This window comes from Reyranella sp. (assembly GCF_052439685.1).
Classification (GTDB): domain Bacteria; phylum Pseudomonadota; class Alphaproteobacteria; order Reyranellales; family Reyranellaceae; genus Reyranella.
Genome location: NZ_JBQVQG010000038.1, coordinates 1 through 24199, shown reverse-complemented (window position 1 = coordinate 24199; position 24199 = coordinate 1). Strand labels below are relative to the sequence as shown.

Here is a 24199-nt window from a genome sequence, read left to right as displayed (position 1 = left end):
CCCTGTGATGGGGACAACGACTACTAAAAAGTCTATGGGAGGAATTTATGCTCAAGCGTAAGGCTGTCCGCTTGTTGGGTGGGGCGGTTGCCGCCCTCACGGCGTTTGGCATGGCGGTCTCCGCCCAGGCCCAGGAAAAGAAGATCAAGATCGGCGTCATCTACGATCTCACCGGCCCGCTGGCCGGCGGTGGCTCGGAGCTGAACTACACCGGCGCCAAGATCATGATCGACAACTTCATCAAGCAGGGTGGCGTCGAAGGCTACAAGATCGAGGCGATCTACGCCGACGCGCAGAGCAAGCCGGACGTCGCCATCAACGAGGCGGTACGACTGATCGAGCAGGAGAAGGTCAACCTCGTGCTCGGCTTCTTCTCCTCGGCGCAATGCGTGCCCGTCGCGGCGCGCGTCGAGCAGCTCAAGAGCTTCATGTGGATCACGACCTGCATCTCGACGGGCGTCGTCGAGAACAAGAATCTCAAGTACGTGTTCCGCCCGCAGGCGAGCGGCCAGCAATTCGGCCTCATGGCTGCCGACATGATCGAGAAGAACGCCAAGGCGAAGTTCGGCAAGGAGCCGAAGGACATGCGCGTGGCGATCATCCACGAGGATGGATCGTACGGTGTCGACGTCGCCAAGGGCAACGAGGCGGGCTCCAAGAAGGCCGGCTTCAATATCGTCATGAAGGAAGGCTATTCGGCCACGGCGCCCGACCTGTCGTCGCTGGTGACCAAGCTGAAGCGCGCCCGTCCCGACGTGATCTTCCACACCGGCTACAACCCCGACATCACGCTGTTCGCCCGCCAGGCGCGCGAGCAGGGCCTGAAGTTCGGCGCGCTGGTCGGCCACGGCGCGGGCTACGGCGTCTACGAGAAGCTCAAGGACGGTATGGGCAGCGACGTGAACTACGTGTTCAACATCGACCCGATCTCGATCTGGCTCGCCAACCAGGCGACGCTCGATCCGAAGCTGCCGCCGATGATCAAGATGGTCGGCGAGGAGTTCGACAAGATCAAGCCCGGCGTCGCGATCCGCTCGGCCCATGTCGGTATCGCGGCTTCCAACACCTACGTGTTCTTCACCGAGGTGCTGCCGCGCGCCATCAAGAAGTATGGCGGCATCGATCCTGAGGCGCTGCGCAAGGCCGCCCTCGAGGTCGACCTGCCGGAAGGCGGCACGATGCTGGGCTTCGGCGTGAAGTTCGCAGGCGAGGGTTCGCCGATCGCCGGACAGAACGAGCGCTCCTTCCCGGTCATCATCCAGTATGTCGACGACAAGTCGTACGTCGTGTGGCCGAAGAGCCAGCAGCAGCGCGAGCCGGTTCTGCCCCTGCCCAAGACCTCGGGCTTCAGCAACCAGTAGGCCACGGCCGCAACGAACGAGGGCGCGCTGTGCTGGTTGTCGAGGGTTTGGTAAAGCGTTTCGGCGGTTTCACAGCCGTAAACAACGTATCGTTCAAGGTCGATCAGGGCGAGATTCTCGGCCTGATCGGCCCCAACGGCTCGGGCAAGAGCACGATCTTCAACATGCTGTCGGGCACGTTCGCGCCGACCGCCGGGTCGATCCGGTTCGACGGCAAGGACATTACGGGCCTGCCGCCGCATCGCATCATCAACAGCGGCGTCGGGCGCACGTTCCAGATTCCACGGCCGTTTCGCCGCCTGACCATCTTCGAGAACGTGGCACTGGCGGGCTATTACGGGCAGGGCAGCCACAGCCTGGCAAAGGCAGAGGAAGCCGCCGAGCGGGCGCTCGACATGGTCGGCCTGCCGACCGATCGCAGCGCCAGCGTGGACGGGTTGGGGGCAGCGGGTCTCAAGAAGCTGGAACTGGCCAAGGCGATCGCGACGGGGCCGAAGCTCCTGCTCGCCGACGAGAGCCTTGGCGGCCTCGACGAGACCGAGATGGACCAGGCCGCCGACATGCTGCGCAAGATCCGCACCGAACTCGGCATCACCATCATCTGGGTCGAGCACATCATGGGCGTCCTGATGAAGGTCGTGGACCGCGTCATGGTGCTGGATCACGGCGAGAAGATCTCCGAGGGCCTGCCGAGCGCTGTGTCGCATGATCCCCGCGTGATCGAGGTCTATCTGGGCACGGATGCTCACGCCACGCAGGCGACGGCTGCCGCCGCCGCGGCCGCGGGCGGCAGCCCGGCCAAGCGCTGACGGGACGGCACGCATGCTCGAACTCAGATCGATCGACGCCGGCTACGGCAGGTTCCAGGCACTGTTCGGCGTCGACCTCGACGTCAAGGCCGGCGAGGCCGTGGGCGTCATCGGCCCCAACGGCGCGGGCAAGACCACACTGATGCGCGTGATCTCGGGCCTGATCCGGCCGACACGGGGCTCGATCAGCATGCAGGGCACCGACGTGCTGGCGACCGCGCCGCATCGGATCGTCAGCCTCGGCATCGCCCACGTGCCGGAGAACCGGCGGTTGTTCCCACGGCTCAGCGTCGAGGACAATCTGCGCATGGGTGCGTTCATGCCCGAGGCGCGGGCCCGCTACCGCGAGCGCATGGACTTCGTATTCGACCTGTTCCCGCGCATGAAGGAGCGTCGCAACCAGCTCGCCGGGACCATGTCGGGTGGCGAGCAGCAGATGTGCGCCATCGGGCGCGCCCTGATGAGCGATCCCAAGCTGCTGCTGCTCGACGAGCCGTCGGCCGGCCTCGCGCCCGTCGTCGTGCAGCAGGTGTTCGAGCTGGTGAAGCGCATCCGGGCCGGCGGCCTCACGGTACTGATCGTCGAGCAGAACGTGCAGCAGGTGCTGCAGGCCGTCGATCGCGCCTACCTGCTGGAGGCCGGTTCGATCCGGGCCTCCGGCGCGTCGGCCGATCTGCTGGCCAACGATTCCATTCGGCAGGCGTATCTCGGCGTTTAGGTGAGGCGATGATGGAAATTTTCGACATCTATCTGCTCGAGGCGCTGGTAAACGGCATCCTGCTGGGCGGTGTGCTGGCGCTGCTTGCGCTCGGCCTCAACCTCATCTTCGGCGTGATCGACGTGACGTGGATCTGTTACGCCGAGCTGGTGATGATCGGCATGTACGGCATGTACTACCTGTTTTCGGTGTACGGCCTGCCCTATTGGGTGGCCGCGCCGATGTGCATTCTGCTGGTCGCCGCGCTGGGGGCGGCCTTGCACTTCCTGGTGATCGCGCCGCTCCTGGGGGCGCCGCCGATCAACCAGCTGCTCGCCACGGGCGGCGTCCTGTTCGTGCTGCAGAGCTTCGCCACAGTGGCCTTCGGCATCGACTTCCGCAATCTCGGCATCCGCCTGCCGGTGCTGGCGCTGGGCGAGATGCACTTCAGCTACGCGCGACTGCTCGCCTTCATTGCCGCGCTGATCGGCATGGTCGTGGTCTATCTCTTCATGACGCGGACCTATACCGGCACGGCCATCCGCGCGATCGCCCAGGACCGCCAGATCATGGCGCTGATGGGGGTCGATACGAAGAAGATCTACCTCGTCACCTCGGCGCTGGGCGGTGGATTGGCGGGACTCGCGGCCTGCCTGCTGGTGCTTCAGTACGACGTCCATCCCTTCGTCGGTCTGTCCTTCGGGCCGATCACCTTCCTGATCTGCGTGCTGGGCGGACTGGGCAACTTCGTCGGTGGCTTCGTGGCCGCCTTTCTCTTCGCCGAGATCATCTCGCTCGGCGGCCTCTTCTCCGACCTCGAATGGGGCTACGTGCTGGCCTTCGCCTTCTTCATCGTCATGATGTTCATCCGGCCCGCCGGCCTGCTGGCGAAGCGCTCATGAACAAGCAGCTTGCCTGGGTCATAGGCTTGGTGGCGCTGGTCGCGCTGCCCTTCGTCTATCGCGACCCGTACCATCTGCACATCCTGGTGCTGATCCTCATCTGGTCGTTCGCCTACACCTCGTGGTCGATGATGGGGCGCTTCGGGTTGGTCTCGCTGGGCCATGGCGGCTTCATGGGCGTCGGCGCCTATGTGACGGCGCTCCTGTGGAATCATCTCGGCGTCTCGCCGTGGATCGGCATTCCGGCCGCGATGCTCTGCGCCGGTGCGCTGGCGCTGGTTGTGGCCTATCCGTGCTTCCGGTTCCGCATCACCGGACACTACTTCGCGCTGGTGACGCTCGCTTTGTCGGGAATCGTGCTGCAGATCATCATCGCGACCCGCGACTATACGGGTGGATCCCTAGGCTACACGCCTGAGCGGACCAAGGGCAGCCATATCCTCGCTCTGCAGTTCGACGACAAGGTCGTATGGTACCTCATTGCGCTCGGCGTGTGGGCGGGGGGCCTGGCGGTCTGGTACTGGATCGACCACAGCATGAGCCGCTACGCGATGGAGGCGATCTCGGAAGACGAGGACGCGGCGGCAGCGGCGGGCGTCAACGTGACCGCCGAGAAGCTGCGCATCACCGTGATCAGCGCCGTCATGACGGCGATGGCGGGTGCTCTCTATGGCCAGTATCAGATGTTCATCGCTCCCGACACGGTGAGCGGGATCGCGGTTTCCCTCCAGATGGTCTTCGCGGCGGTCGTGGGCGGAATCTACGTGGCGCTGGGACCGACGGTGGGCGCCGTCATCACCATCATGCTGGCCGAGGTCCTGCGCATCGGCTTCGGAACCAAGGCGGTCGGCTGGGACAACCTGCTCTACGGCGTGCTGCTGGTCGTCTTCATCATCTTCTTACCGAAAGGTATTTTGGGTACCTTGCTCGCGTGGCTGAAGTCGCCTAGCAAGCAGAGGGATGGATGAGTTCGACTACGTCGTCGTAGGGGCGGGATCTGCCGGCGGCCCCCTCGTTGATCGTCTGACGGCGACGGGGCGCCATTCCGTCCTTCTTCTGGAGGCCGGACCGGAGGCGACGAGGCCCTGGCTGTCGATTCCTGCGGGCTTTGCCAAGGCCCTCTTCGATCCAGCCGTGAACTGGAAATCCTCGACGCAGCCGGAGGCTCAGCTCGGCAGGCGCCTTGTCTACTGGCCGCGGGGCAAGGTCGTGGGCGGATCGAGTGCGATCGGCGGCATGGTCTATGTCCGGGGGCTCGCCTCGGATTACGACGGGTGGCGCCGGATGGGCAACGAAGGCTGGTCCTTCGAGGACTGCCTGCCATACTTCCGGCGCCTCGAGGCCTTTGCCGGTGGGGAAACCGAGCTTCGCGGCGGGAGCGGCCAGGTCGGGATCACTCAGGGCCACTATCGGAACGAGCTCGGGGAATCCTTTCTCGATGCCTGCATCGAGGCCGGCATGAACCTGACGAAGGACTTCAACGGTCCAACTCAGGAGGGCGCAGGCTATTACCATGCCACCGGCAGCGGTGGCCGGCGCATTTCGACGGGCCGGGCCTATATCGAAGCCGCCCGGCGCCGATCGAACTGTCGAGTGCTGACGAGGGCCCTGGCCGAGCGCGTCGTCGTCGAAGGAGGGCGCGCGGTCGGTGTGTCCTATCGGGTTGGCGGAGCCAGCCGTGTCGTGCGCGCGCGCCGCGAGGTGATCCTGAGCGCCGGGGCCGTCGGCTCTCCGCAGCTGCTCCAGCTTTCGGGCATCGGGGCCGGGGCCCACCTTTCATCGCTCGGCATTCCCGTCGTCCGCGACCTGCCCGGGGTAGGCGAGAATCTGCAGGATCACTACTGCATCCGCTCGACCTATCGGACCTGGTGGCGATTGTCGCTGAATGAAGACTTTCACATGATTCACCGGCGCCTCAGCGCGCTGCTCGTCTATGCCGCCTGCCGCATGGGCCCGCTCACCGCCATGCCGGCCTTTGCGGGCGCCTTCGCGCGTCTGCTGCCGCACTCGACGGAAACCGACACCCAGCTGTATTTTCTTCCCTGGTCGTTCGACAGTCTGGAGAAGGGCCCGCATCCCTTTTCCGGCTTCACGATTCTCGCTAACCAGTGCCGGCCGGAAAGCCGCGGCCGTGTACGCATCACGTCGCGCGAGGCGGAGGCACCCCCCGCGATCGTGGCCAATTACCTGTCGACCGATGGTGACCGGCGGGCCGTCATCGCGGCGTCACGGTTCACCCGTCTTCTCGCACGCTGCCCCGCCCTCGGCCGGATCGTCGTCGAGGAACTGTTGCCGGGGGGCGAAGTCTGGAATGACGAAGAATTCCTGGCCTTTGCCCGCCGGGAAGGTCAATCGGCCTACAATCCCGTCGGCACGTGCCGTATGGGGCATGATCCCGGTGCGGTGGTCGATCCCCGGCTGAGAGTTCACGGGGTCGAGGGCCTGCGGGTTGCCGACGCGTCGGTGATGCCGACGCTGGTATCGGGCAATACCAATGCGGCCTGCATGATGATTGGCGAGAAAGCCTCAGACCTGATCCTGGCCGACGCGCAGCGATAGCGCGGCGATCTCCAGCGGGGCGTCGCGGCCGCGGATCGACAGGGTCGGCAGCGGCTCGGTTCCCAGATCGGGCGGAAGGCGGGCCAGCGCCAGCAATTCGGCAGAGACGAGCACGTCGCGAGCGAGGCTCTTCGAGGCTTCGAGCAGGCGCGCCGCCACGTTCAGCGTGTCTCCCACGTAGGCGATCTCCCGGCGCACGTCGCCGATTTCACCGGCAACGATCTCCCCGCAATGCAGCGCCGCCCGGAACCCGGGGACGGCGCCGAAGCGCTCACGGTAGCGTGCGGCATTGCGGGCGATGTTCTGGCGGGCCAGGAACGCGCAGGCGAGGCAGTCGCCCTCCATGAGCGCGGGCCCGACGGGCCAGGTGAGGATCACCTCGTCACCCACGTACTTGTGAATCTCCGCATCGCATTCCATCGCGGCGTCGGCGACGTCGCGGAAGAAGGCATTGAGCAGCTCGTGGAACCGGATCGCGCCCAGCTTCTCCGCAAGCCCGGTCGAGTCCTTCATGTCGATCAGCAGGAACGCCTTCTGCTCGTTTCGAGGGCGAGCATAGCGCCCGAGCAGCAGGTTCTTCAGGGTGCCGAAACCCAGCAGTCGGCCCGTCTCGACGATGAGGTTGCCGAACACCGACATGCCGACGGCGAAGAATAATGAGTTCTGGAAGATCGGGTCGAAAATGACGAACTGCCGGGTTCCGATCGACATCGCCAGGCGCGAAAGGATCAGGCCGGCGACGATGACGATGCAATAGAACACGACCTTGACGATGAAATACCCGGCGAGCGGCAGCCGCCGCATCCAGCCGAGCGAGTTGATGCGGGCACGTCGCACCTCGAAGAACACGATCGGTGTGGCGATCAGCAACGAGGTGAGGGTACCCTGCAGAACCCCCATCAGGACGGGTTCGTTCGGGGCCACGGCCTGCCCGAAATAGGCGCTGATCACGGCGCTGGCCAGGCTGATCCACAGGATGATCCGCCATTCGCGGCGGTTGCGCCGCGACATCGTCATGCGGCGACGCGGGCCGCCCGGTCGAGTGCGCGCTTGAACGTGGCGTGATCGACATTTCCGCCCGAGCACACGACGGCCACGGCGCGGCCCTTTACCGGCAGTTTCCCGGTGAGTGCCGCTGCCAGCGCCACGGCGCCGCCCGGCTCGACCACCAGCTTGAATTCGCGGAAGGCCAGTTCCATGGCGTCCAGCACCTCCTCGTCGGTGACCACGAGGCCGGGTCCGAGGAGCTGCTGCGCCAGCGGGAAGGTGACGTCGCCGGGGGTCGGCGCCAGCAGCGCGTCGCAGATCGATCCCGAGAGCTTCTCGTTCTTCTGCTTGGTGCCCGACGCCAGCGAGCGGGCGAGATCGTCGAAGCCGGCGGGCTCGCCAGCATGCACGGACGTCGACGGACTGACGCCCTTGACGCCCAGCGCCACACCGGTTGCCAGTCCGCCGCCCGAGCAGGGCGCCGCCACCGCGTCGAGGGTGACGCCCAGAACCTTCGCCTGTTCGGCGATTTCGAGGCCGGCCGTGCCCTGGCCCGTCAGGATCCAGGGATGATCGTAGGGTGGCACGATGGTGGCGCCGGTCTTGGTGGCGATGCCGTGACCGATTTCCTCGCGGCTGTCCTTCACGCGATCGTAAAGGACGACCTCGGCACCGCTCGCACGCGTGTTGGCGACCTTGAGGGCCGGCGCATCGGCCGGCATCACGATGGTGGCCTTGGTGCCGAGCAGGCGGGCGGCCTCGGCCAGACCCTGCGCATGGTTGCCCGACGACCAGCCGACGACCCCCTTGGCGCGGTCGGCCTCGCTCATGGAGGCGAGGAAATTGTAGGCGCCGCGCAGCTTGAAGGAGCCGGTGCGCTGCAGGCACTCCGCCTTCAGGAACAGCCGCCCGCCGAGCTTGCGATTGACCCTCTCGTTCTCGAGCAGCGGCGTGCGGATCGTGACGCCCTCGAGGCGCCGGGCCGCGGCGTCGACGTCGGCGAATGTGGGCGTGGCAAAAGTGGGCAGCGAACTCATCGTGGAACACCAATCAGGTCGGGAAGGTCGGAAAGATCGCGGATTTCGGCCGCAAGCGTGCCGGGCAGGTTGTCGTCGGGGGCGCCGGTCCGGTTCACCCAGACGCTTCGGAAACCGAATTGCGCGGCGCCATGCGCGTCCCAGCAGTTCGACGAGAGGAAACAGACCTTGTCCGGCGTGACGCCGCAGCGCGCTTCGACGAGACGATAGACGCGCGGATCGGGCTTGAAGACACCCGCCTCGTCGACCGACAGCACCACCTCGAAACGATTGGCGAGACCGGACGCCGCCACCATCGGGTCCAGCATGCCGGGATTGCCGTTGGACAGGATGGCGGTCCGCCTGCCGGCCCGCGCGAGACAGGCCAGCATGCCCGGCGCCTCGGGAAACGGATCGAGGGCAAGATAGGCGCTCATCAGTCGCTCGCGCGCCACGGGTTCGGTGATGCGGTGGGCGGCCAGGCAATGGTCGAGCGCCTCTCCGGTCACCTGCCAGAACGGCGCATAAGTCCCCATGGCGTTGCGCAACCACGTGTACTGGATCTGTTTGGTACGCCACAGCTCCGACAGCGCGTCGGCTGAACGCCCGACCGTTCGTCGATGGCGCGCTACCGCCGAGTTGAAGTCGAACAGCGTACCGTAGGCGTCAAAGACGCACATTTCGATGTCTGGCAGGATGGCGGCCATTCAATTGCTCCGGAGGGGACCAGACCGTAGGCTAAGAAGCATGTTCATCGCCATCGTTCAAATCCCCATGACGAAGCGTCCGCGGGACGCTGCCGTCGAAGCCGCCAAGAAGTCGGCGCCGACCTATACCGCGCTCGGCGCGAAGGGCCTGTTGAAGAAATACTATCTCAACGGCGAGGCGGGGGGCGGCGGCGTCTATCTCTGGGCGTCGGAAGCCGAGGCCCGCGCCTGGTACACGCCGGACTGGGAGGCGCGCATGGAAGCGGCCTTCGGAACCCGGCCGATTGTGACCTACTATGACAGCCACGTCGTGGTGGACAACGAGGCGGACCAGGTTCGCATCGAAAATTCCTGATGGCGCAGCCGGTGTTGCGCGCTCTGATGGCATGACAGGGAGGAAACAGTGCAGAAGCGCAAGCTCGGCCGGACGGGCCTAGAGGTTTCGGTACTCGGATACGGCGCGGGCGCGGTCGGTGGGCTCTTCACCAAGGGCGCCGCGCAGGATCAGGAACGTGCCGTGGCACGGGCGATCGAAGCCGGCATCAACTATTTCGACACCGCAGCGAAGTACGGCGATGGCGAATCGGAGAAGAATCTCGGCCGCGTGCTGAAGGCGCTGAAGGCCGACGTCGTGATCGGCACCAAGTTCCGGCTGACCGCCGCGGATCGCGCCGACGTCGGCGGGCTCATCGTCAGGTCGACCGAGGAGAGTCTGAAGCGGATGGGGAGGGACCATGTCGATCTGCTGCAACTCCACAATCCGCTGACGGCCAAGGATGGCGGCGACAATCTGGATGTGGACATTGCGCTGAACGAGGTGGTGCCGGCGCTGGAGAAGCTGCGGCAACAGGGCAAGACCCGCTTCATCGGCTTCAGCGGCGTGGGCGAACCCGCCGCGCTGCTGAAGGCCGTCGATTCGAAGCTCTTCGACACGGTTCAGGTCGTCTACAACGCCCTCAATCCCAGTGCCGGCGGCCCCATGCCGAAAGGCGCGCCCGGCCTCGACTATGGCCGTCTGCTCGACCGGGCCCAGGCCGCCGGGATGGGCACGATCGTCATCCGCGCGCTGGCGGGCGGCGCGCTCGCCGGGACGATGGAGCGTCATCCGCTTGCCCAGCAACAGGTCCCGCCGATCGGCTCTGCTCCTGATTTTGCGGGCGACGTCGCGCGCGCAAGCGCGCTGGAGCCATTGGTAAAGGACGGCGTGGCGAACAGCCTGACCGAACTCGGAGAGCGATTCGTGATCTCTCATCCGGGCGTGTCCACGATGCTGGTCGGCTATTCGACGCTCCAGCACCTCGAGGAAGCGATCGCCGCCGTGAACAAGGGGCCGCTGCCGGTAGCCGCGGTGCAGCGGATTACCGGATAGAGCGGCCTCTCACCGCGCCAGCGCGTCGCGCGTCCAGCGCTCGATGGCGCTCGCGTCCATGGCGCCGGACTGGCGGGCGATCGGCTTGCCGTGGTGGAACAGGATCATGGTCGGGATACCCTGGATGCCGAAGCGTTGCGCGAGTTCCTGCTCTTCGTCGGTGTTGATCTTGGCCAGCCGCACGGCGGGTTCCAGCCGCGCCGCCGCGCGCTCGAACTGCGGCGCCATGGCCTTGCAGGGCCCGCACCACGGCGCCCAGAAGTCGACCAGCACCGGAAGGTCGCTCTTGCCGGCATGGGCTTCGAAGCTGCTCGCGTCGAGGGCAACGGGATGGCCGTCGAACAGCGGTGAGCCGCACTGGCCGCACTTGCCCTTGTTGCCCGCTGCCAGCCTCTCGCGCGGAAAGCGGTTCAGGGTGCTGCAGCGGGGACAGGCGAGGAGCAGGGCATCTGTCATGGGTTACCTCGGAGCATTTGAACCACGATGCGGCCGGGAAGGTTGCACGGCCTTGATGCCGATCAACGCCGCGTCGTACTGGACGTTTCTGGCGCCTCGGATCTACGACCGGCCCACGGCTGGCGGCACGGTCTGGAAGGGGCCGTTGAGACGGCTGCGATAGACGGTGACCGCCTCCATGATGCGCTGGACGTAGTTGCGCGTCTCGCGGAAGGGCATCATTTCGATCCAGTCGATCATGTCGATCTTGGCGGTGCGCGGGTCGCCCCCCGCCTCGATCCAGCGGGCCACCCGGTTGGGGCCGGCATTATAGCCTGCCAGCGCCAGCTCGTAGGAGCCGCCGAACCGCTGCAGCATCTCGGCGAGATACTGACTGCCCAGCTGGACGTTGTAGGTGGGATCGCGGGTCAGCTTGTCCTGGATGAAGGGCACCTTGGCACGGCCGGCCACGTCGCGCGCCGTGCCGGGCAGAAGCTGCATCAGGCCGAGCGCGCCCGAGGTCGAGACCGCGCCGGCGTTGAACGAGCTCTCCTGCTTGGCGAGCGCCAGGGCGAGCGCACGTTCGATCGACCCGGTCGCGCCGAGCTCGACGATCGGAAAGGCCGCGTCGAACAGCACCACGCCATTCTCCGCGCCGCGGCGGGCCACAGTGAGCCCGACATCGGGGCGTTTGAGGTCGAGGGAGAGTTGCGCCAGCAGCGCCACCTCGCCCGGCGACGTGACCGCGCGGGCGAGGCGCAACAGGAATGGGCGGGCTCGCTCATACTCCTCGACCTGGCCGAGATAGCGCGCCATCGTCGCGAGCTCCCGGCCCGCCAGCGTCTGCTTGTCGGCAGCGGTGGGCACGGGATCGACCGGGAACTTCGGGTTCTCGCCCTGGAGCTTGCGGGCCGCCAGTTGGCCGTAGAAGGTCTGGCCGAACTCGGCCGCCCGCGCATACCAGGTGCTGGCATCCTTGGCCTGCTTGGCGGCTTCATAGGTGCGGGCGAGCCAGTAGGCGCCGCGGCTCTTCGAGATGTCGGTCGAAACACCGTCGTACAGGGTGGAGAAGTGCTTCAGCGCGACGGCCGGCTTCTTGAGCTGGCGGAGCGCGATCCACCCCGCCAGGAATTCCGCCTCGGCGAAGGCAACGCCCTTGGTGAGTCCGTGCCCGGTGGCGACGGCATAGGCGTCGGCCGGACGATCGGCGTCGAGCAGCGCGCGCGCCACGAGATTGCGCTCGTTCCACCAGGCATCGTTCTGGTTGGGAATGGGGGCGGCAAGCGCGGCCTTCGCCTCGTCCAGCGTGCCGGTCCGGCGGATCCACTGCACGCGCTCGAAGCGGAGCACGGGGTCGTTCAGCCGTGCCGCCGGAAGCGCACGTACGAGCACTGCCGCATCGGCCGCGCGGGCCGCCATCGCGAGGCGGGCATTGGCGACGGGCAGATAGTCCGGCGGCAATTTAGGCACGAGGTCGCGGGCGACCTGGGGGCGGCCTTGGCGCAGGATGCGGTCGAAGCGGGCGACCTGGTCGGGGCCGGTCAGGAACTGGGCGTAGCGATTGAGGAAGTCGTTCTCGTCGGAATTGCGCAGCGTGGCGTTCTGCCAGGTGTCGCGAGCGAAGCGGGCGACGTCGCTGGGCGCCGCCGTGCTTGCCGCCTCGAGGCGTCGCATGTGGCCGGTGCTGGTGAGCGGCGGAAAGGCCGTGAAATAGCGGACGACTTCGGTGGCCGGCGTCTCGGGGCCGATCCGATCCTCGGCCTGGCGGCGCAGCACCTCGGGCTCGGGCCAGTCGGGCTGCTCGCGCAGGAAGCGCCAGGTGGCTGCGAAGCTCGCCTCGGTCCGGGGCGCGGCCCGCAGGATGCTCCAGGCGACGTAACGCTCGAGCAGCGTGTGGCGGAAGTTGGCGATGGCTGCGCGGGCATCGGCCCACCGGCTGTCGTCGATCGCCTTGAGCGCCGCGGTAAAGGCCGCGATTTCCGCCGCGTTGAGCGGACTGGCGGCCACGGACGCTGCGGGCGCCGGCCCTGGCGCTGGCACTCTTCCTTGCGCGGGCGCTGCGGAGGACGGCGTCGAGGAGGGTGGGGGGCTCGGCTTCTCGATATCGCCCGGCAGCCGTCGCACGCCGGTCGTCGGCGCGGCCGGCTGCGCAAGGGCCGGGGCCGCCGCCAGCAGGGCGGCCAACAAGATGAAGGGGGATTTCATGTGTTTCACGCCAGGAATCGTAGGCAGGGAGTTGCGGCATCACAATGGCAAGTTGCTCACCTTGCAGCGCCAAACCCCGGAGCCTAGAGTGGATCGTTAAGGGAAAATCGGAGGAAGGCCATGTTCACCGGATCGCTCGTTGCGCTGATTACGCCGTTCAAGAACGGATCGGTGGACGAGAAGGGATTCGAGAAGTTCGTGGCCTGGCAGATCGAGGAAGGCACCGACGGGCTGGTCCCGTGCGGCACCACCGGCGAATCGCCGACCCTCTCGATGGAAGAGCACAAGCGCGTCATCGACATCTGCATCGCTGCGGCCAAGGGTTCCGGCGTGCCGGTGATCGCCGGCACCGGCTCGAACTCGACCGCCGAGGCGATCGAACTCACCCAGCACGCCAAGAAGGCCGGCGCGGACGCCGCCATGCTGGTCGTGCCCTATTACAACAAGCCGACTCAGGAAGGCCTTTTCCAGCATTTCAAGGCGGTGGCCGAGGCCGTCGACATTCCCATCCTGCTCTACAACGTGCCGCCGCGTACGGGTGGCGACATGCAGGTCGAGACGGTGATCCGGCTGTCGCAGGTCAAGAACATCGTCGGCATCAAGGATGCCAGCTACGACATGGCGCGCCCGACCTTGACCCGCCTGAAGGCCCGGAAGGGGTTCATTCAGCTCTCGGGCGAGGATGCGAGCGCGCTCGGCTTCCTGGCGCAGGGCGGTGACGGCTGCATCTCGGTGACGGCCAACGTGGCGCCGCGCCTGTGCGGCGACATGCACGATGCGTGGAAGAAGCGCGACCTCGACAAGGCGTTCGAGCTGCAGGACCGCCTGATGCCGCTGCACAAGGCGATGTTCTGCGAGACCAGCCCCGGCCCGGTGAAGTACGCCGCCGAACTGATCGGCCAGTGCAGCGCCGAGATGCGCCTGCCGATGGTGCCGATCGCCGAGAGCAGCAAGAAGGCCGTGCACGAGGCCATGGTCCACGCCGGCCTCATCAACTAGAAGCAGAGCTTCCCGAACCTACGAGCGTCCTGTGGCCAATAAACCGGAACTGGACCGCACCGTTGTGGCCCAGAACCGCAAGGCGCGGCACAATTACTTCATCGAAGAGACTTTCGAGGCCGGGCTCGCCTTGACCGGCACCGAGGTCAAGTCGCTGCGCGGCGGGCGCAGCACGATCGCCGAATCCTATGTCACGGAAGAAGGCGGCGAGGCCTGGCTGGTCAATGCCAACATTCCGATCTACGCCTCGGGCAATCGCAACAACCATGAGCCGCGCCGGGCGCGCAAGCTGCTGCTGCACCGGGGCCAGATCAACAAGCTGATCGGCGCCATCCAGCGGGAGGGCCGCACGGTCGTGCCGCTGCAGGTCTATTTCAATCCGCGCGGCCGCGCCAAGATCGAGATCGCCTTGGCCACCGGCAAGCAGGCGCACGACAAGCGCCAGTCGATCAAGGATCGCGACTGGCAGCGCCAGCGCGCCCGAATGATGTCGTCGCGGCGCTGAGCGCTGCCGAATGTCTCGAAGGAGTACCCGATGAGTACCGTCCTGATCACCGGTGCCGCACGCGGCCTCGGCCTCGAATTCGTGAAGCAGTATGCCGCCAAGGGCTGGAAGGTTCACGCCTGTGCACGCTCGCCCGAATCGCTGAAAGATGTGGCGGGCAACATCCATCTTCACAAGCTCGAAGTCACCGACTACGGGGCCGTGAAGGCGCTGGCGTCGGAGCTGAAGGGCGAGGCGATCGACGTGCTGATCTGCAATGCCGGCTTGTCGGGTCGTGAGGCCGCCGATCTCGGCAGCATCGATCCCAAGGTCTGGCGAGACACGTTCGAAGTGAATGCGCTGGCGCCGCTGATGATGGCCGAGGCCTTCGTCGAGCAGGTGGCCGCCTCGACGGACCGCAAGCTGATCGCGATCTCCAGCCGCCTGGGCAGCATCACGCACAATGACGGCGCACGATACGCCTATCGCGCCAGCAAGACGGCGCTCAACATGGAATGGAAGAGCCTGTCGAAGGACACGGCAGCCAAGGGCCTGATCTGCGTCGTGCTGCATCCGGGATGGGTGCAGACGGACATGGGCGGCCAGGCCGCGACGCTCACCATCGCGCAGAGTGTGCCTTCGATGGTGAAGGTGATCGACGGGCTGAAGCCCGCCGACAATGGCCGCTTCCTGAACTACGACGGCACCGAGCTGCCCTGGTAGTCATGCTGCTCAACGAGGAACAGACGCTCATCCGCGACACCGCTCGCGCCTTCGCGCAGGAGCAGGTGCTGCCGCATGTGCGGGCTTGGGAGTCCGCCGGCGAGATTCCCCGGTCGCTGCTGGCTGAGATGGGGCGTCTCGGCTTCATGGGCATGACGGTTCCTCCCGAATGGGGCGGCGCCGGCGCCGACATGGTGTCCTATGTGCTGGCGCTGGAGGAAATCGCGGCGGCCGACGGCGGCCTGTCGACGGTGATGAGCGTCAACAATTCGCCCGACTGCGCGGCGCTGCTGGCCTACGGTTCGGACGAGCAGAAGGAGAAGTGGCTGAAGCCGCTGGCCCGCGGCGAGATGCTGGGCGCCTTCTGCCTCACAGAGCCGCATGCCGGTTCAGACGCTTCGAACCTGAAGACGCGGGCCGAACGGCGCGGCAATGGCTGGGTACTGAACGGCGTGAAGCAGTTCATCACCTCGGGCCGCAGTGCCGACATGGCGCTGGTCTTCGCGGTCACCGACCCTTCGTCGGCCAAGCGCGGCATCTCCTGCTTCATCGTGCCGACCGGCACGCCAGGCTATCGGGTCGCCTCGGTCGAGAAGAAGCTCGGCCAGAAGTCGTCCGATACCTGCCAGATCGCCTTCGAGGACTGCGTCGTGGGCGCCGATGCCTTGCTGGGCGGAGAGGGCGAGGGCTACCGCGTCGCGCTGGCCAATCTCTCGGTCGGACGCATTGGCATTGCCGCGCAGTCGGTGGGCATGGCCCGGGCCGCCTTCGAGGCCGCGCGCAGCTACGCGCAGGAACGCGAGGCGTTCGGGACGAAGATCGCCAACCACCAGGCAGTGCTGTTCCGCCTCGCCGACATGGCCACCAAGGTGACGGTCGCCCGGCAGATGGTGCTGCATGCGGCGACGCTGCGGGATGCCGGGCGTCCATGCCTCACCGAGGCCGCAATGGCGAAGCTATATGCTTCGGAGATGGCCGAGGAAGTGTGCTCGGCCGCAATTCAGATCCACGGTGGATACGGGTACGTTTCCGACTATCTGGTGGAGAAGATCTGGCGGGACGTCCGCGTCTGCCAGATCTACGAGGGCACCAGCGACGTGCAGCGCATCCTGATCGGCCGTGGTTTGGCAGGCTTGTAGGCTCGCCTTTCGCTTGTTCCCGAGCATGCCGCGTGCGAACATCACGCAGTGTGAGACCGCGAAAGCGGTGGGGGAACTTGGGGGGAGCCGGGCGACGGATGGTGTCGGTCGTGCGCCGTGACTTTATGAAACTGATTGCATTTGCCGCGGTGCTGCTGTCGGTGACCGGTAGCGCTGTCGCCCAGGATACCAAGGCGGTTCCGAAGAACGTGGCCGCGCCGTCGACCACCCGGGTCATCCAGATGCAGACCGCCTTCAGTCCGGCTCTGCCGGGGTCCGGCGAAGGCGTGCGAGTCTTCACCCGGTCCGTGAAGCACATGACGGCCGGTGCCGTCGCCATCAAGATTCTGGAGCCCGGTCGCGTCGCGCCGACGGCCGAGATGCTCGATGCGATCGTCGCGGGCGATCTGGAGGCCGCCTTCACCTGGTCGGGCTATGCGGCCAGCAAGGCGCCGGTCTTCAATATCTTTGCCACCGTTCCGTTCGGGCTTGGACCCGAGGAGATGGCCTCGTGGTTGCTCGAAGGCGATGGTTCCCGCATCCACCGCGACGCCTATGACAAGCTGGGTGTGACCGGCATTCCCTGCGGCATCCAGGGTCCGAAGGGCGGGGGCTGGTTTCGCGGCGAGGTCAGCTCGGTGGCCGACTTCAAAGGCCTGCGGCTGCGCTACGGCAAGCTGGCAGCCGAGGTGATCGCGCGACTGGGCGCGGTGCCCGTGCCGATGCCGCCGGGCGAATTCTTCTACAAGCTGCAGCAGGGCAACGTGGATGGCGGCGAGATGTCGACGCCGGCCATGGATGCGGCGCTGGGTTTCGACAAACTCGGCCTGCCTTATTACTTGCCGGGTTGGCAGCAGCCCTCCGCGGTGCTCGACTTCCTGATGCGCAAGGACAAGTGGGCGGCGCTGCCGGCCGCGCTGCGGGCGCAAATCCAGACCGCCTGCCAGGCGAATATCGCCTGGATGCTCAGCCGTTCGCCCAACGTGCAGGGGCTCGCGCTGGAGAAGTTGAAGGCGTCCGGGGTCGAGGTGCGCGAGTGGTCGGCCGACATGTTGGCGGCCTTCCGCAAGAACAGCGAGATCGTGGTCAAGGATCTGGCCGAGCGGGATGCCGACTTTGCGGCAGCCCTTGCCAATCAGCGTGCGTACATCGCCCAGGGCGCGCACTGGCGCAGCCTCTACCGCCTGCCGTAACCGGCGGCTTGCACGCGGTCCCCGGTCCGGGCAGTTTCGCCCAGACATGACCGTACTTTCCTCCCAGATCGACACCCGTTCCGAGACCTTCAAGCGCAACGCCGAAGCGATGCGGGGGCTGGTCGAGGATTTGCGCCGCCGGACCGACACGGTCCGCCTCGGGGGAGGAGAGGAGTCGCGCAAGCGCCATGTCTCCCGCGGCAAGCTGCTACCGCGCGAGCGGGTAAGGGCGCTGCTCGATCCGGGTTCGCCCTTCCTCGAACTGTCGCCACTGGCGGCGCTCGACATGTACGACAACGAGGCGCCCGGCTCGGGCGTCATCACCGGCATTGGCCGCGTCAGCGGCGTCGAATGCGTGATCGTGTGCAACGACGCCACCGTGAAGGGCGGCACCTACTATCCGGCGACGGTGAAGAAGCATCTCCGCGCCCAGGAAGTGGCGATGGAGAACCGGCTGCCCTGCATCTACCTTGTGGATTCCGGCGGCGCCAACCTTCCGCAATGGCCCGAGGTGTTCCCCGACAAGAACCACTTTGGCCGCATCTTCTACAACCAGGCCAACATGTCGGCCCAGGGCATCCCGCAGGTCGCGGTGGTGATGGGGTCGTGCACGGCGGGCGGCGCCTACGTGCCGGCGATGAGCGACGAGACGGTGATCGTCGCCAAGCAGGGCACGATCTTCCTCGCCGGCCCGCCACTGGTGAAGGCCGCGATCGGCGAGGTGGTGAGCGCGGAGGAGCTGGGCGGCGCCGACGTGCACGCCCGCACCTCGGGCGTCGCCGACCACTATGCCCAGAACGACAGCCATGCGCTCGGCATCGCGCGGCGCATCGTGGCCAACCTCAACTGGAAGAAGTCTCCGTCGGCGTCGCTGCTGCCGCCGCGCGATCCGAAATACGCCGCCGAGGAGCTTTACGGCGTCGTCCCGATGGACACCCGCACGCCCTACGACATCCGCGAGATCATCGCGCGGCTCGTCGACGGCAGCGAGCTCGACGAGTTCAAGCATCTCTACGGAACGACCATCGTCACCGGCTTTGCCCGCATCTGGGGCTATCCGGTCGGCATCGTCGCCAACAACGGCATCCTGTTCAACGAATCGGCACTGAAGGCGGCGCATTTCATCGAGCTGTGCGGCCAGCGCGGCATTCCGCTGCTGTTCCTGCAGAACATCACCGGCTTCATGGTCGGCCGGAAATACGAAGCGGGCGGCATCGCGCGCGACGGCGCAAAGATGGTGACCGCGGTCTCGACCGTGAACGTGCCGAAGTTCACGGTGATCGTGGGCGGCAGCTACGGCGCGGGCAATTACGGTATGTGCGGTCGCGCCTACAGCCCGCGCTTCCTGTGGATGTGGCCGTCGGCGCGTATCTCGGTGATGGGCGGCGAGCAGGCGGCGAGCGTGCTGGCGACCGTCCGGCGTGACAATATCGAGGCAAAAGGCGGCAGCTGGCCCAAGGACGAAGAAGAGAAGTTCAAGCAGCCGATCCGCGAGGCCTATGAGCGCGAGGGCCATCCCTATTATGCGACGGCACGGCTGTGGGACGACGGCATCCTCGATCCCGTCGATACGCGCATGACCCTGGGCCTCGCTCTCTCGGCCTCGATGAATCAGCCGATCGGCCCCTCCAAGTTCGGCGTCTTCCGGATGTGATCCGGACATGACCGACACGATCCTGACGAAGATCGAGGGCGGCGTGGCGACGCTTACGCTCAACCGGCCCAAGGCGATGAATTCCTTCGACGGCGACACGGCGCGCGCCATCATCGACGCGGTGGAGGGCTTCGCCGCCGACGAGGCCGTGCGAATGCTCGTCCTCGCGAGCGAGGGACCGGTGTTCTCCGCCGGCGGAGACTTCAACTGGGTGCTCACCTGGCCCGAACTCGACGCCATCACCCGCAAGGTCGGTGCCGATTCGATGATGGCGGCGGTCCAGGCGGTCTACGATTTCCCGAAACCCTCGATCGCGCGCGTGCAGGGCGCCGCGGTGGGCGGCGGGATCGGGCTGATGCTGGCCTGCGATTTCGCGGTCACCATCTCCTCGGCACGCTTCGGCCTCACCTCGGCCCGCAACGGCCTGCTGGCGGGCATCGCCATCCCGGTATTGATCCAGGCGGTCGGCCCGCGCATGGCGCGGCAGCTCCTGATGCACGGCGGCATGTTCGACTCCGCGACGGCGCTCCGAATCGGCTTGGTCGACCAGGTGGTCGAGGACGACAAGCTCGACGCGACGGTCGCAGCCCTTGCCGACGAGCTGCGCCGCGGCGCGCCGTCGGTCCAGACCCTGGTCAAGAAACTGATCACCGAAATCGACGCCATGCCACACGATGGCACTGTGGCCGACCTGATCGGCGAACACGTCGCCGTCCAGTGCACGACCGACGACGCGATGGAGGGCATGAGCGCGTTCCTCGCCAAGCGCAAACCGAGATGGGCGCTCGAGTGAGGTCGGCACTTCTCCTGGCTTGCCTGCTGATCACGACGGGTGCCGGGCATAGCCGCGCCCAGAGCGCCAACGATGCCGAAACGGCTCGCACGACCGAAGTCGGTTCGGTGCTGATGGGTTTGGAAATGGCAATGGGTTTCGTCGCTGCAATGGTCGTGGCGTCGCAACGCTGCGGATACGGCGATGCAAACAAATGGAAGCGCGTCGTCGAGGCCATCGACCGTCGCTACGCTTTCTGCGCCACGCGAGAGCCCTTGTGGATGGCAGCGGTCGAGCGAGCGTTTGCAAAGCAGGCGCAAGAGGCTCGAGCACGAGGCTTGAGAACCGGCATGGGTTCATTGGCCTTTGAATTCATGCTTCCCACGGCAGCGCGCCAGTTCGACCCCAAGTATGCATCGGAGGGCTGTTCGTCATTTCCCAAGGAAATGGTCGAAGGCGAGGCGCCAGCTACTGTCCGCCAGCTTTTCGATTTGGGCAGGGACACGGCATGGATCGAAGCTGCCTGTGACAAGTTCTATCCGGCGTCGAACAATTGAATCGGGTGAGTGATCCATGTTCTCCAAGATCCTGATCGCCAATCGCGGCGAGATCGCCTGCCGGGTCATCAAGACGGCGCAGCGGCTCGGCATCAAGACGGTGGCGGTCTATTCCGATGCCGACCGAGCCGCGCGCCACGTCGCGATGGCCGACGAGGCCGTCCACATCGGGCCGTCGGCGGCGCGCGAGAGCTATCTCGTGGCCGAGCGGATCATCGATGCCGCCAAGAGGACGGGCGCACAGGCGGTTCATCCCGGCTATGGCTTCCTGTCGGAGAATGCCGGTTTCGCCGATACCTGCGCCGCGGCAGGCATCGTGTTCATCGGGCCGCCCGCAGCCTCGATCCGGGCGATGGGCTCCAAGAGCGAAGCCAAGAAGATCATGGAAAAGGCCCGTGTGCCGCTGGTGCCGGGGTATCACGGCGACGACCAGTCGCCGGAGCTGCTGGCGAGTGAAGCCGCGAAGATCGGCTTCCCGGTGCTGATCAAGGCGTCGGCCGGCGGCGGCGGCAAGGGCATGCGGGTGGTCGAGAGCGCCGAGAAATTCGCCGACGCGCTGGCCGGGGCCAAGCGCGAGGCCAAGTCCGCCTTCGCCGACGACCATGTGCTGATCGAGAAGTACCTGACGCGGCCGCGCCACATCGAGATCCAGGTCTTCGCCGATGGGCACGGCGGTTGCCTCTATCTGTTCGAGCGCGACTGCTCGATCCAGCGGCGCCACCAGAAGGTGATCGAGGAGGCGCCGGCGCCCGGCATGGACCCGATGCGACGCAAACAGATGGGCGAGGCGGCGGTCGCGGCGGCCAAGGCCATCGGCTACCAGGGTGCCGGTACGGTCGAGTTCATTGCCGATCAGGACGGCACCTTCTTTTTCATGGAGATGAACACCCGCCTGCAGGTCGAGCATCCCGTCACCGAGGCGATCACCGGCCAGGACCTGGTCGAATGGCAACTCATCGTGGCGGCCGGCGGGAAGATGCCGCTCACGCAGGACGAACTGCGCATCGACGGGCACGCCGTCGAGGTGCGCCTCTATGCCGAGGACCCGGCGCGGAACTTCCTGCCCTCGACGGGCACGCTGGTGCACCTGAAGCTGCCGCAGGAGGGCGCGCATGTCCGCGTCGATACCGGTGTGCGCCAGGGCGATACAGTGACACCGTTCTACGATCCCATGATCGCCAAGGTGATCGTGCACGATCATGACCGGACCTCGGCGCTGCGGCGGATGGCAGCACTGATGGGCGAGACCGAAGTGGTGGGCGTCACGACCAATGCAGCGCTGCTGAAGTCCCTGTGCTCGCATCCCGCCTTCGTAGGCGGCGAGGTCGACACCGGCTTCATCGAGCGTCATCGGTCCAGCCTGTTCGCGAAGCCCGAGCCGGCCGGCGACCGCGCCTTTGCCGTCGCCACCCTGGCGCGTCTGCTCGAATGGCAGGAAGCCTGCGCGCTTTCGCCAACCGATCCGTGGTCGCCATGGAACGAGCAGAATGGTTTCCGCCTGCTCGACGAAGGTCATGACGAGGTGCGCTGGAAGGACGGCGAACGCGAGGTGGTCGTGATCGCGCGGCGTCTGCGCAGCGGCGGATTCCGGCTGGAGCTACCGGGCGGTGCCTGCGGAGCGTGCGTGAAACGCCTGGAGGATGGCCGCTTGTCGATAGGATTGGGCGAAGAGACATTTCAAGCGGCGGTCGTGCGACGCACGGTACTCGACGGTGGTACCGACTACACATTATTCATGAAGGGAGGCAGCCGCCGCCTTCGACTCGTCGATCCCCTCGACGTCACGCAGTATGAAGTCACGGCATCGGCCGATGCCGTGATCCGCGCGCCGCTGCCGGGCAAGATCATCGATCTGAAGGTCAAGGTCGGCGATAGGGTGAGCAAGGGGCAGGTGCTGCTGGTGCTCGAGGCGATGAAGATGGAGCATTCATTGGCAGCGCCCGCCGACGGCACGGTGAAGAGCCTGCGCTACGCGGTGGGTGAGCAGGTGCCGGAAGGTGCGGAACTCATCGAATGCGAGCCGTTATCAACAGTTGAATCTTGACAACGACCACTGGTCTCGGGTTGATTGAAGTCGACCTTAGAGAATAAAGTCGACCTTAGACATTAAAGTCGGCCTTAGAGAATAAAGTCAGCCTTTGAGAAGATAAAAGTCGGCCTTAGAGAAGATGAAATCGCGAGGCGGAGGCGTGGTGCCGCCATCGACTGGGTTTGGGGAGTACGACAAGATGACGAAGTCCGCGCCGCTGGCGGTTCTCTCCGGCGGCTATCGCGCCGCCTTGCTGGTCGGCTCGGCGCTCACGGCCGTCTTGATTCCCCAACTGGCGAGTGCGCAGAGCGCTTGGAAAGCGGATCCGGGCAGCACCGACTGGTCGACTGGCTCCAACTGGAGCAACGGCGTCCCGAGCAATGCGCTCATTGGTGGTAAGGCGGCGACGATCGGAACATCGACCCGCAGCACCATTCTATCGGCCAACAGCTCTGCCACCACTGTTTCGCAGTCCGGCAATACACTGTCCACCAACGGGAAGACTCTCTCGGTCGGCAACGTCGGCACCTCGCTCAGCACTGCCTATACGCTGAGCGGAACGGGCATCCTGGACAATAGCGGCACGGTCGACGTCACCGGCTCGTTCAAGCAGACGGCCGGCACGATCACGAATACCGGCACGGTCAAGATCAGCAACTCGTTCGACCAGTCTGGTGGCGCCGTCACGACGACGGGAACGTTCACGACCACCCTCGGCTCGACCTTGTCCGGTGGTACGTTCGACGTGAACGGCGGTACCGTCAACGCAAACGGCCTGGGACTGACCAACAGTGGCGGCGACCTCGGCGTGGCTGCGGGCGGCACGCTGAAAGCGACGCTTTTCACCCAATCCGGCGGCAGCACCGACAATGCCGGGACGATGTCGGTTTCGAGCATAGCCACGGTCTCCGGAGGCGCTCTGACGAGCAGTGGCACGCTGAGCGTGAGCGGCCTCTTTACGCAGTCCGGCGGCAGCACGACGGTGACGGGCGGGACCTTCACCACGTCCAACGGGGCGACCTTGTCGGATGGTGCATTCGACGTGGCGGGCGGCGCCGTCGCGGCGAACGGCCTGTTGGGACTCAGCAACACGGGCGCAGACGTGACCGTGTCGAGCGGCAGCCTGACGGCGACCACCTTCTCCCAGACCGGCGGCAGCACGACGGTGTCGGGCGGGACGTTCACGACGACCACCGCGACGGCCCTGACGGGCGGCACATTCGACGTGAAGGGCGGCACTGTCGCAGCAAACGGTTTGTTGGGGCTCAGCAATCTCGGTGCAGACCTCACTGTATCGAGCGGAAGCCTGACGACCACCACCTTCTCCCAGATTAGCGGCAGCACGACGGTGTCAGGAGGCACGTTCACGACGACCACCGCGACGGCTCTCACGAGCGGCACGTTCGACGTGACGGGCGGCACGGTGGCGGCGAATGGCGTGGCGGGTCTCACCAATCTCGGCGCGACCGTCACGGTGGGCGCGGGCGGCACTGTGACCGCGGCGCTGCTGACGCAGACGGGCGGCAGCCTGACGAGCAGCGGGACGGTGACGGCCGGCGTCTTTGCCCAGGTCGCGGGCGCCACGAAGGTGACCGGCGGGAC

General features: G+C 66.1%; 23 protein-coding genes. 18 read left to right on the top strand and 5 right to left on the bottom strand.

Going from position 1 to position 24199, the window contains the following annotated elements; translation table 11 throughout:
* Window positions 1-47: 47 nt before the first annotated feature.
* The 6 genes from ACT6UX_RS27750 to ACT6UX_RS27725 are packed head-to-tail and all read left to right on the top strand — an operon-like array spanning window position 48 to window position 6328.
* Window positions 48-1361, top strand: a complete 1314-nt coding sequence (locus ACT6UX_RS27750; RefSeq protein WP_444778399.1) for an ABC transporter substrate-binding protein — start codon at window positions 48-50, stop codon at window positions 1359-1361.
* A 29-nt stretch (window positions 1362-1390) separates the two neighbouring features.
* Window positions 1391-2170: an ABC transporter ATP-binding protein gene (locus ACT6UX_RS27745; protein ID WP_444778398.1), complete on the top strand. Its 780-nt coding sequence runs from the start codon at window positions 1391-1393 to the stop codon at window positions 2168-2170.
* Window positions 2171-2183: 13 nt separating this feature from the next.
* Complete coding sequence (locus ACT6UX_RS27740) at window positions 2184-2888, top strand: ABC transporter ATP-binding protein (protein WP_444778397.1); 705 nt, start codon at window positions 2184-2186, stop codon at window positions 2886-2888.
* 11 nt (window positions 2889-2899) lie between these two features.
* Window positions 2900-3769 carry a branched-chain amino acid ABC transporter permease gene (locus tag ACT6UX_RS27735; protein ID WP_444778396.1) on the top strand — a complete coding sequence of 290 codons (870 nt, stop codon included), beginning with the start codon at window positions 2900-2902 and terminating at the stop codon, window positions 3767-3769.
* A complete protein-coding gene (locus ACT6UX_RS27730) occupies window positions 3766-4737 on the top strand; it encodes a branched-chain amino acid ABC transporter permease (protein WP_444778395.1) in 972 nt (323 codons plus the stop codon). Before ACT6UX_RS27735 ends, ACT6UX_RS27730 begins: the two co-directional genes overlap by 4 nt.
* Window positions 4730-6328, top strand: coding sequence for a GMC family oxidoreductase (locus ACT6UX_RS27725; RefSeq protein WP_444778394.1), 1599 nt, complete (start codon window positions 4730-4732; stop codon window positions 6326-6328). The genes ACT6UX_RS27730 and ACT6UX_RS27725 overlap by 8 nt, the downstream gene beginning before the upstream one ends.
* On the opposite strand, the gene ACT6UX_RS27720 is transcribed toward ACT6UX_RS27725, so the two are convergent.
* From ACT6UX_RS27720 to ACT6UX_RS27710, 3 genes are read right to left on the bottom strand one after another with little or no spacing between them, the layout of a single operon-like run.
* Window positions 6296-7345 (bottom strand): adenylate/guanylate cyclase domain-containing protein, encoded by a 1050-nt coding sequence (locus tag ACT6UX_RS27720; RefSeq protein ID WP_444778393.1) that lies wholly within the window; start codon window positions 7343-7345, stop codon window positions 6296-6298. The genes ACT6UX_RS27725 and ACT6UX_RS27720 overlap by 33 nt on opposite strands.
* Window positions 7342-8352, bottom strand: a complete 1011-nt coding sequence (locus ACT6UX_RS27715) for a threonine ammonia-lyase (protein WP_444778392.1) — start codon at window positions 8350-8352, stop codon at window positions 7342-7344. The genes ACT6UX_RS27720 and ACT6UX_RS27715 overlap by 4 nt, the downstream gene beginning before the upstream one ends.
* Window positions 8349-9038 carry a haloacid dehalogenase type II gene (locus tag ACT6UX_RS27710; RefSeq protein WP_444778391.1) on the bottom strand — a complete coding sequence of 230 codons (690 nt, stop codon included), beginning with the start codon at window positions 9036-9038 and terminating at the stop codon, window positions 8349-8351. The genes ACT6UX_RS27715 and ACT6UX_RS27710 overlap by 4 nt, the downstream gene beginning before the upstream one ends.
* Window positions 9039-9105: 67 nt before the next feature.
* Between ACT6UX_RS27710 and ACT6UX_RS27705 the strand changes: the two genes are divergently transcribed.
* Both ACT6UX_RS27705 and ACT6UX_RS27700 read left to right on the top strand, forming a co-directional pair.
* On the top strand, window positions 9106-9393 hold the full coding sequence (locus ACT6UX_RS27705) for a monooxygenase (protein ID WP_444778390.1): 288 nt from the start codon (window positions 9106-9108) through the stop codon (window positions 9391-9393).
* A 48-nt stretch (window positions 9394-9441) separates the two neighbouring features.
* Window positions 9442-10407: an aldo/keto reductase gene (locus ACT6UX_RS27700; protein ID WP_444778389.1), complete on the top strand. Its 966-nt coding sequence runs from the start codon at window positions 9442-9444 to the stop codon at window positions 10405-10407.
* A 9-nt stretch (window positions 10408-10416) separates the two neighbouring features.
* Here ACT6UX_RS27700 and trxC read toward each other — a convergent pair whose 3' ends face one another.
* Entirely contained in the window at window positions 10417-10863 is a 447-nt protein-coding gene (trxC, locus tag ACT6UX_RS27695; protein WP_444778388.1) for a thioredoxin TrxC, read from the bottom strand.
* 102 nt (window positions 10864-10965) lie between these two features.
* Window positions 10966-13047 carry a lytic transglycosylase domain-containing protein gene (locus ACT6UX_RS27690; RefSeq protein WP_444778387.1) on the bottom strand — a complete coding sequence of 694 codons (2082 nt, stop codon included), beginning with the start codon at window positions 13045-13047 and terminating at the stop codon, window positions 10966-10968.
* Between the two features lie 120 nt (window positions 13048-13167).
* Here ACT6UX_RS27690 and dapA point away from each other — a divergent pair, with 120 nt between their 5' ends.
* The 10 genes from dapA to ACT6UX_RS27640 all read left to right on the top strand — a co-directional run.
* The gene (gene dapA / locus ACT6UX_RS27685) at window positions 13168-14046 is read left to right on the top strand and encodes a 4-hydroxy-tetrahydrodipicolinate synthase (protein ID WP_444778386.1); all 879 of its coding nucleotides are present in this window, start codon (window positions 13168-13170) and stop codon (window positions 14044-14046) included.
* A gap of 31 nt (window positions 14047-14077) precedes the next feature.
* Complete coding sequence (gene smpB / locus ACT6UX_RS27680; RefSeq protein WP_444778385.1) at window positions 14078-14551, top strand: SsrA-binding protein SmpB; 474 nt, start codon at window positions 14078-14080, stop codon at window positions 14549-14551.
* A 30-nt stretch (window positions 14552-14581) separates the two neighbouring features.
* On the top strand, window positions 14582-15253 hold the full coding sequence (locus tag ACT6UX_RS27675) for an SDR family oxidoreductase (protein WP_444778384.1): 672 nt from the start codon (window positions 14582-14584) through the stop codon (window positions 15251-15253).
* Window positions 15254-15255: 2 nt separating this feature from the next.
* Window positions 15256-16392, top strand: coding sequence for an acyl-CoA dehydrogenase family protein (locus ACT6UX_RS27670; protein ID WP_444778383.1), 1137 nt, complete (start codon window positions 15256-15258; stop codon window positions 16390-16392).
* A 125-nt stretch (window positions 16393-16517) separates the two neighbouring features.
* A complete protein-coding gene (locus ACT6UX_RS27665; RefSeq protein ID WP_444778382.1) occupies window positions 16518-17585 on the top strand; it encodes a TRAP transporter substrate-binding protein in 1068 nt (355 codons plus the stop codon).
* Window positions 17586-17631: 46 nt separating this feature from the next.
* The gene (locus tag ACT6UX_RS27660) at window positions 17632-19239 is read left to right on the top strand and encodes a carboxyl transferase domain-containing protein (protein ID WP_444778381.1); all 1608 of its coding nucleotides are present in this window, start codon (window positions 17632-17634) and stop codon (window positions 19237-19239) included.
* 7 nt (window positions 19240-19246) lie between these two features.
* Window positions 19247-20032, top strand: coding sequence for an enoyl-CoA hydratase/isomerase family protein (locus tag ACT6UX_RS27655; RefSeq protein ID WP_444778380.1), 786 nt, complete (start codon window positions 19247-19249; stop codon window positions 20030-20032).
* On the top strand, window positions 20029-20568 hold the full coding sequence (locus ACT6UX_RS27650; protein WP_444778379.1) for a hypothetical protein: 540 nt from the start codon (window positions 20029-20031) through the stop codon (window positions 20566-20568). The genes ACT6UX_RS27655 and ACT6UX_RS27650 overlap by 4 nt, the downstream gene beginning before the upstream one ends.
* A gap of 16 nt (window positions 20569-20584) precedes the next feature.
* The gene (locus ACT6UX_RS27645; RefSeq protein WP_444778378.1) at window positions 20585-22612 is read left to right on the top strand and encodes an acetyl/propionyl/methylcrotonyl-CoA carboxylase subunit alpha; all 2028 of its coding nucleotides are present in this window, start codon (window positions 20585-20587) and stop codon (window positions 22610-22612) included.
* A 184-nt stretch (window positions 22613-22796) separates the two neighbouring features.
* Window positions 22797-24199: beta strand repeat-containing protein (locus tag ACT6UX_RS27640; RefSeq protein ID WP_444778377.1), on the top strand; the 1403-nt coding region annotated here is incomplete at its 3' end.

Coding starts and splice junctions, on each gene's coding strand:
- ACT6UX_RS27750 (WP_444778399.1), top strand. CDS start 48: ATGCTCAAGCGTAAGGCTGTCCGCTTGTTGGGTGGGGCGGTTGCCGCC.
- ACT6UX_RS27740 (WP_444778397.1), top strand. CDS start 2,184: ATGCTCGAACTCAGATCGATCGACGCCGGCTACGGCAGGTTCCAGGCA.
- ACT6UX_RS27735 (WP_444778396.1), top strand. CDS start 2,900: ATGGAAATTTTCGACATCTATCTGCTCGAGGCGCTGGTAAACGGCATC.
- ACT6UX_RS27730 (WP_444778395.1), top strand. CDS start 3,766: ATGAACAAGCAGCTTGCCTGGGTCATAGGCTTGGTGGCGCTGGTCGCG.
- ACT6UX_RS27725 (WP_444778394.1), top strand. CDS start 4,730: ATGGATGAGTTCGACTACGTCGTCGTAGGGGCGGGATCTGCCGGCGGC.
- ACT6UX_RS27720 (WP_444778393.1), bottom strand. CDS start 7,345: ATGACGATGTCGCGGCGCAACCGCCGCGAATGGCGGATCATCCTGTGG.
- ACT6UX_RS27715 (WP_444778392.1), bottom strand. CDS start 8,352: ATGAGTTCGCTGCCCACTTTTGCCACGCCCACATTCGCCGACGTCGAC.
- ACT6UX_RS27710 (WP_444778391.1), bottom strand. CDS start 9,038: ATGGCCGCCATCCTGCCAGACATCGAAATGTGCGTCTTTGACGCCTAC.
- ACT6UX_RS27705 (WP_444778390.1), top strand. CDS start 9,106: ATGACGAAGCGTCCGCGGGACGCTGCCGTCGAAGCCGCCAAGAAGTCG.
- trxC (WP_444778388.1), bottom strand. CDS start 10,863: ATGACAGATGCCCTGCTCCTCGCCTGTCCCCGCTGCAGCACCCTGAAC.
- ACT6UX_RS27690 (WP_444778387.1), bottom strand. CDS start 13,047: ATGAAATCCCCCTTCATCTTGTTGGCCGCCCTGCTGGCGGCGGCCCCG.
- dapA (WP_444778386.1), top strand. CDS start 13,168: ATGTTCACCGGATCGCTCGTTGCGCTGATTACGCCGTTCAAGAACGGA.
- ACT6UX_RS27675 (WP_444778384.1), top strand. CDS start 14,582: ATGAGTACCGTCCTGATCACCGGTGCCGCACGCGGCCTCGGCCTCGAA.
- ACT6UX_RS27670 (WP_444778383.1), top strand. CDS start 15,256: ATGCTGCTCAACGAGGAACAGACGCTCATCCGCGACACCGCTCGCGCC.
- ACT6UX_RS27665 (WP_444778382.1), top strand. CDS start 16,518: ATGAAACTGATTGCATTTGCCGCGGTGCTGCTGTCGGTGACCGGTAGC.
- ACT6UX_RS27660 (WP_444778381.1), top strand. CDS start 17,632: ATGACCGTACTTTCCTCCCAGATCGACACCCGTTCCGAGACCTTCAAG.
- ACT6UX_RS27655 (WP_444778380.1), top strand. CDS start 19,247: ATGACCGACACGATCCTGACGAAGATCGAGGGCGGCGTGGCGACGCTT.
- ACT6UX_RS27645 (WP_444778378.1), top strand. CDS start 20,585: ATGTTCTCCAAGATCCTGATCGCCAATCGCGGCGAGATCGCCTGCCGG.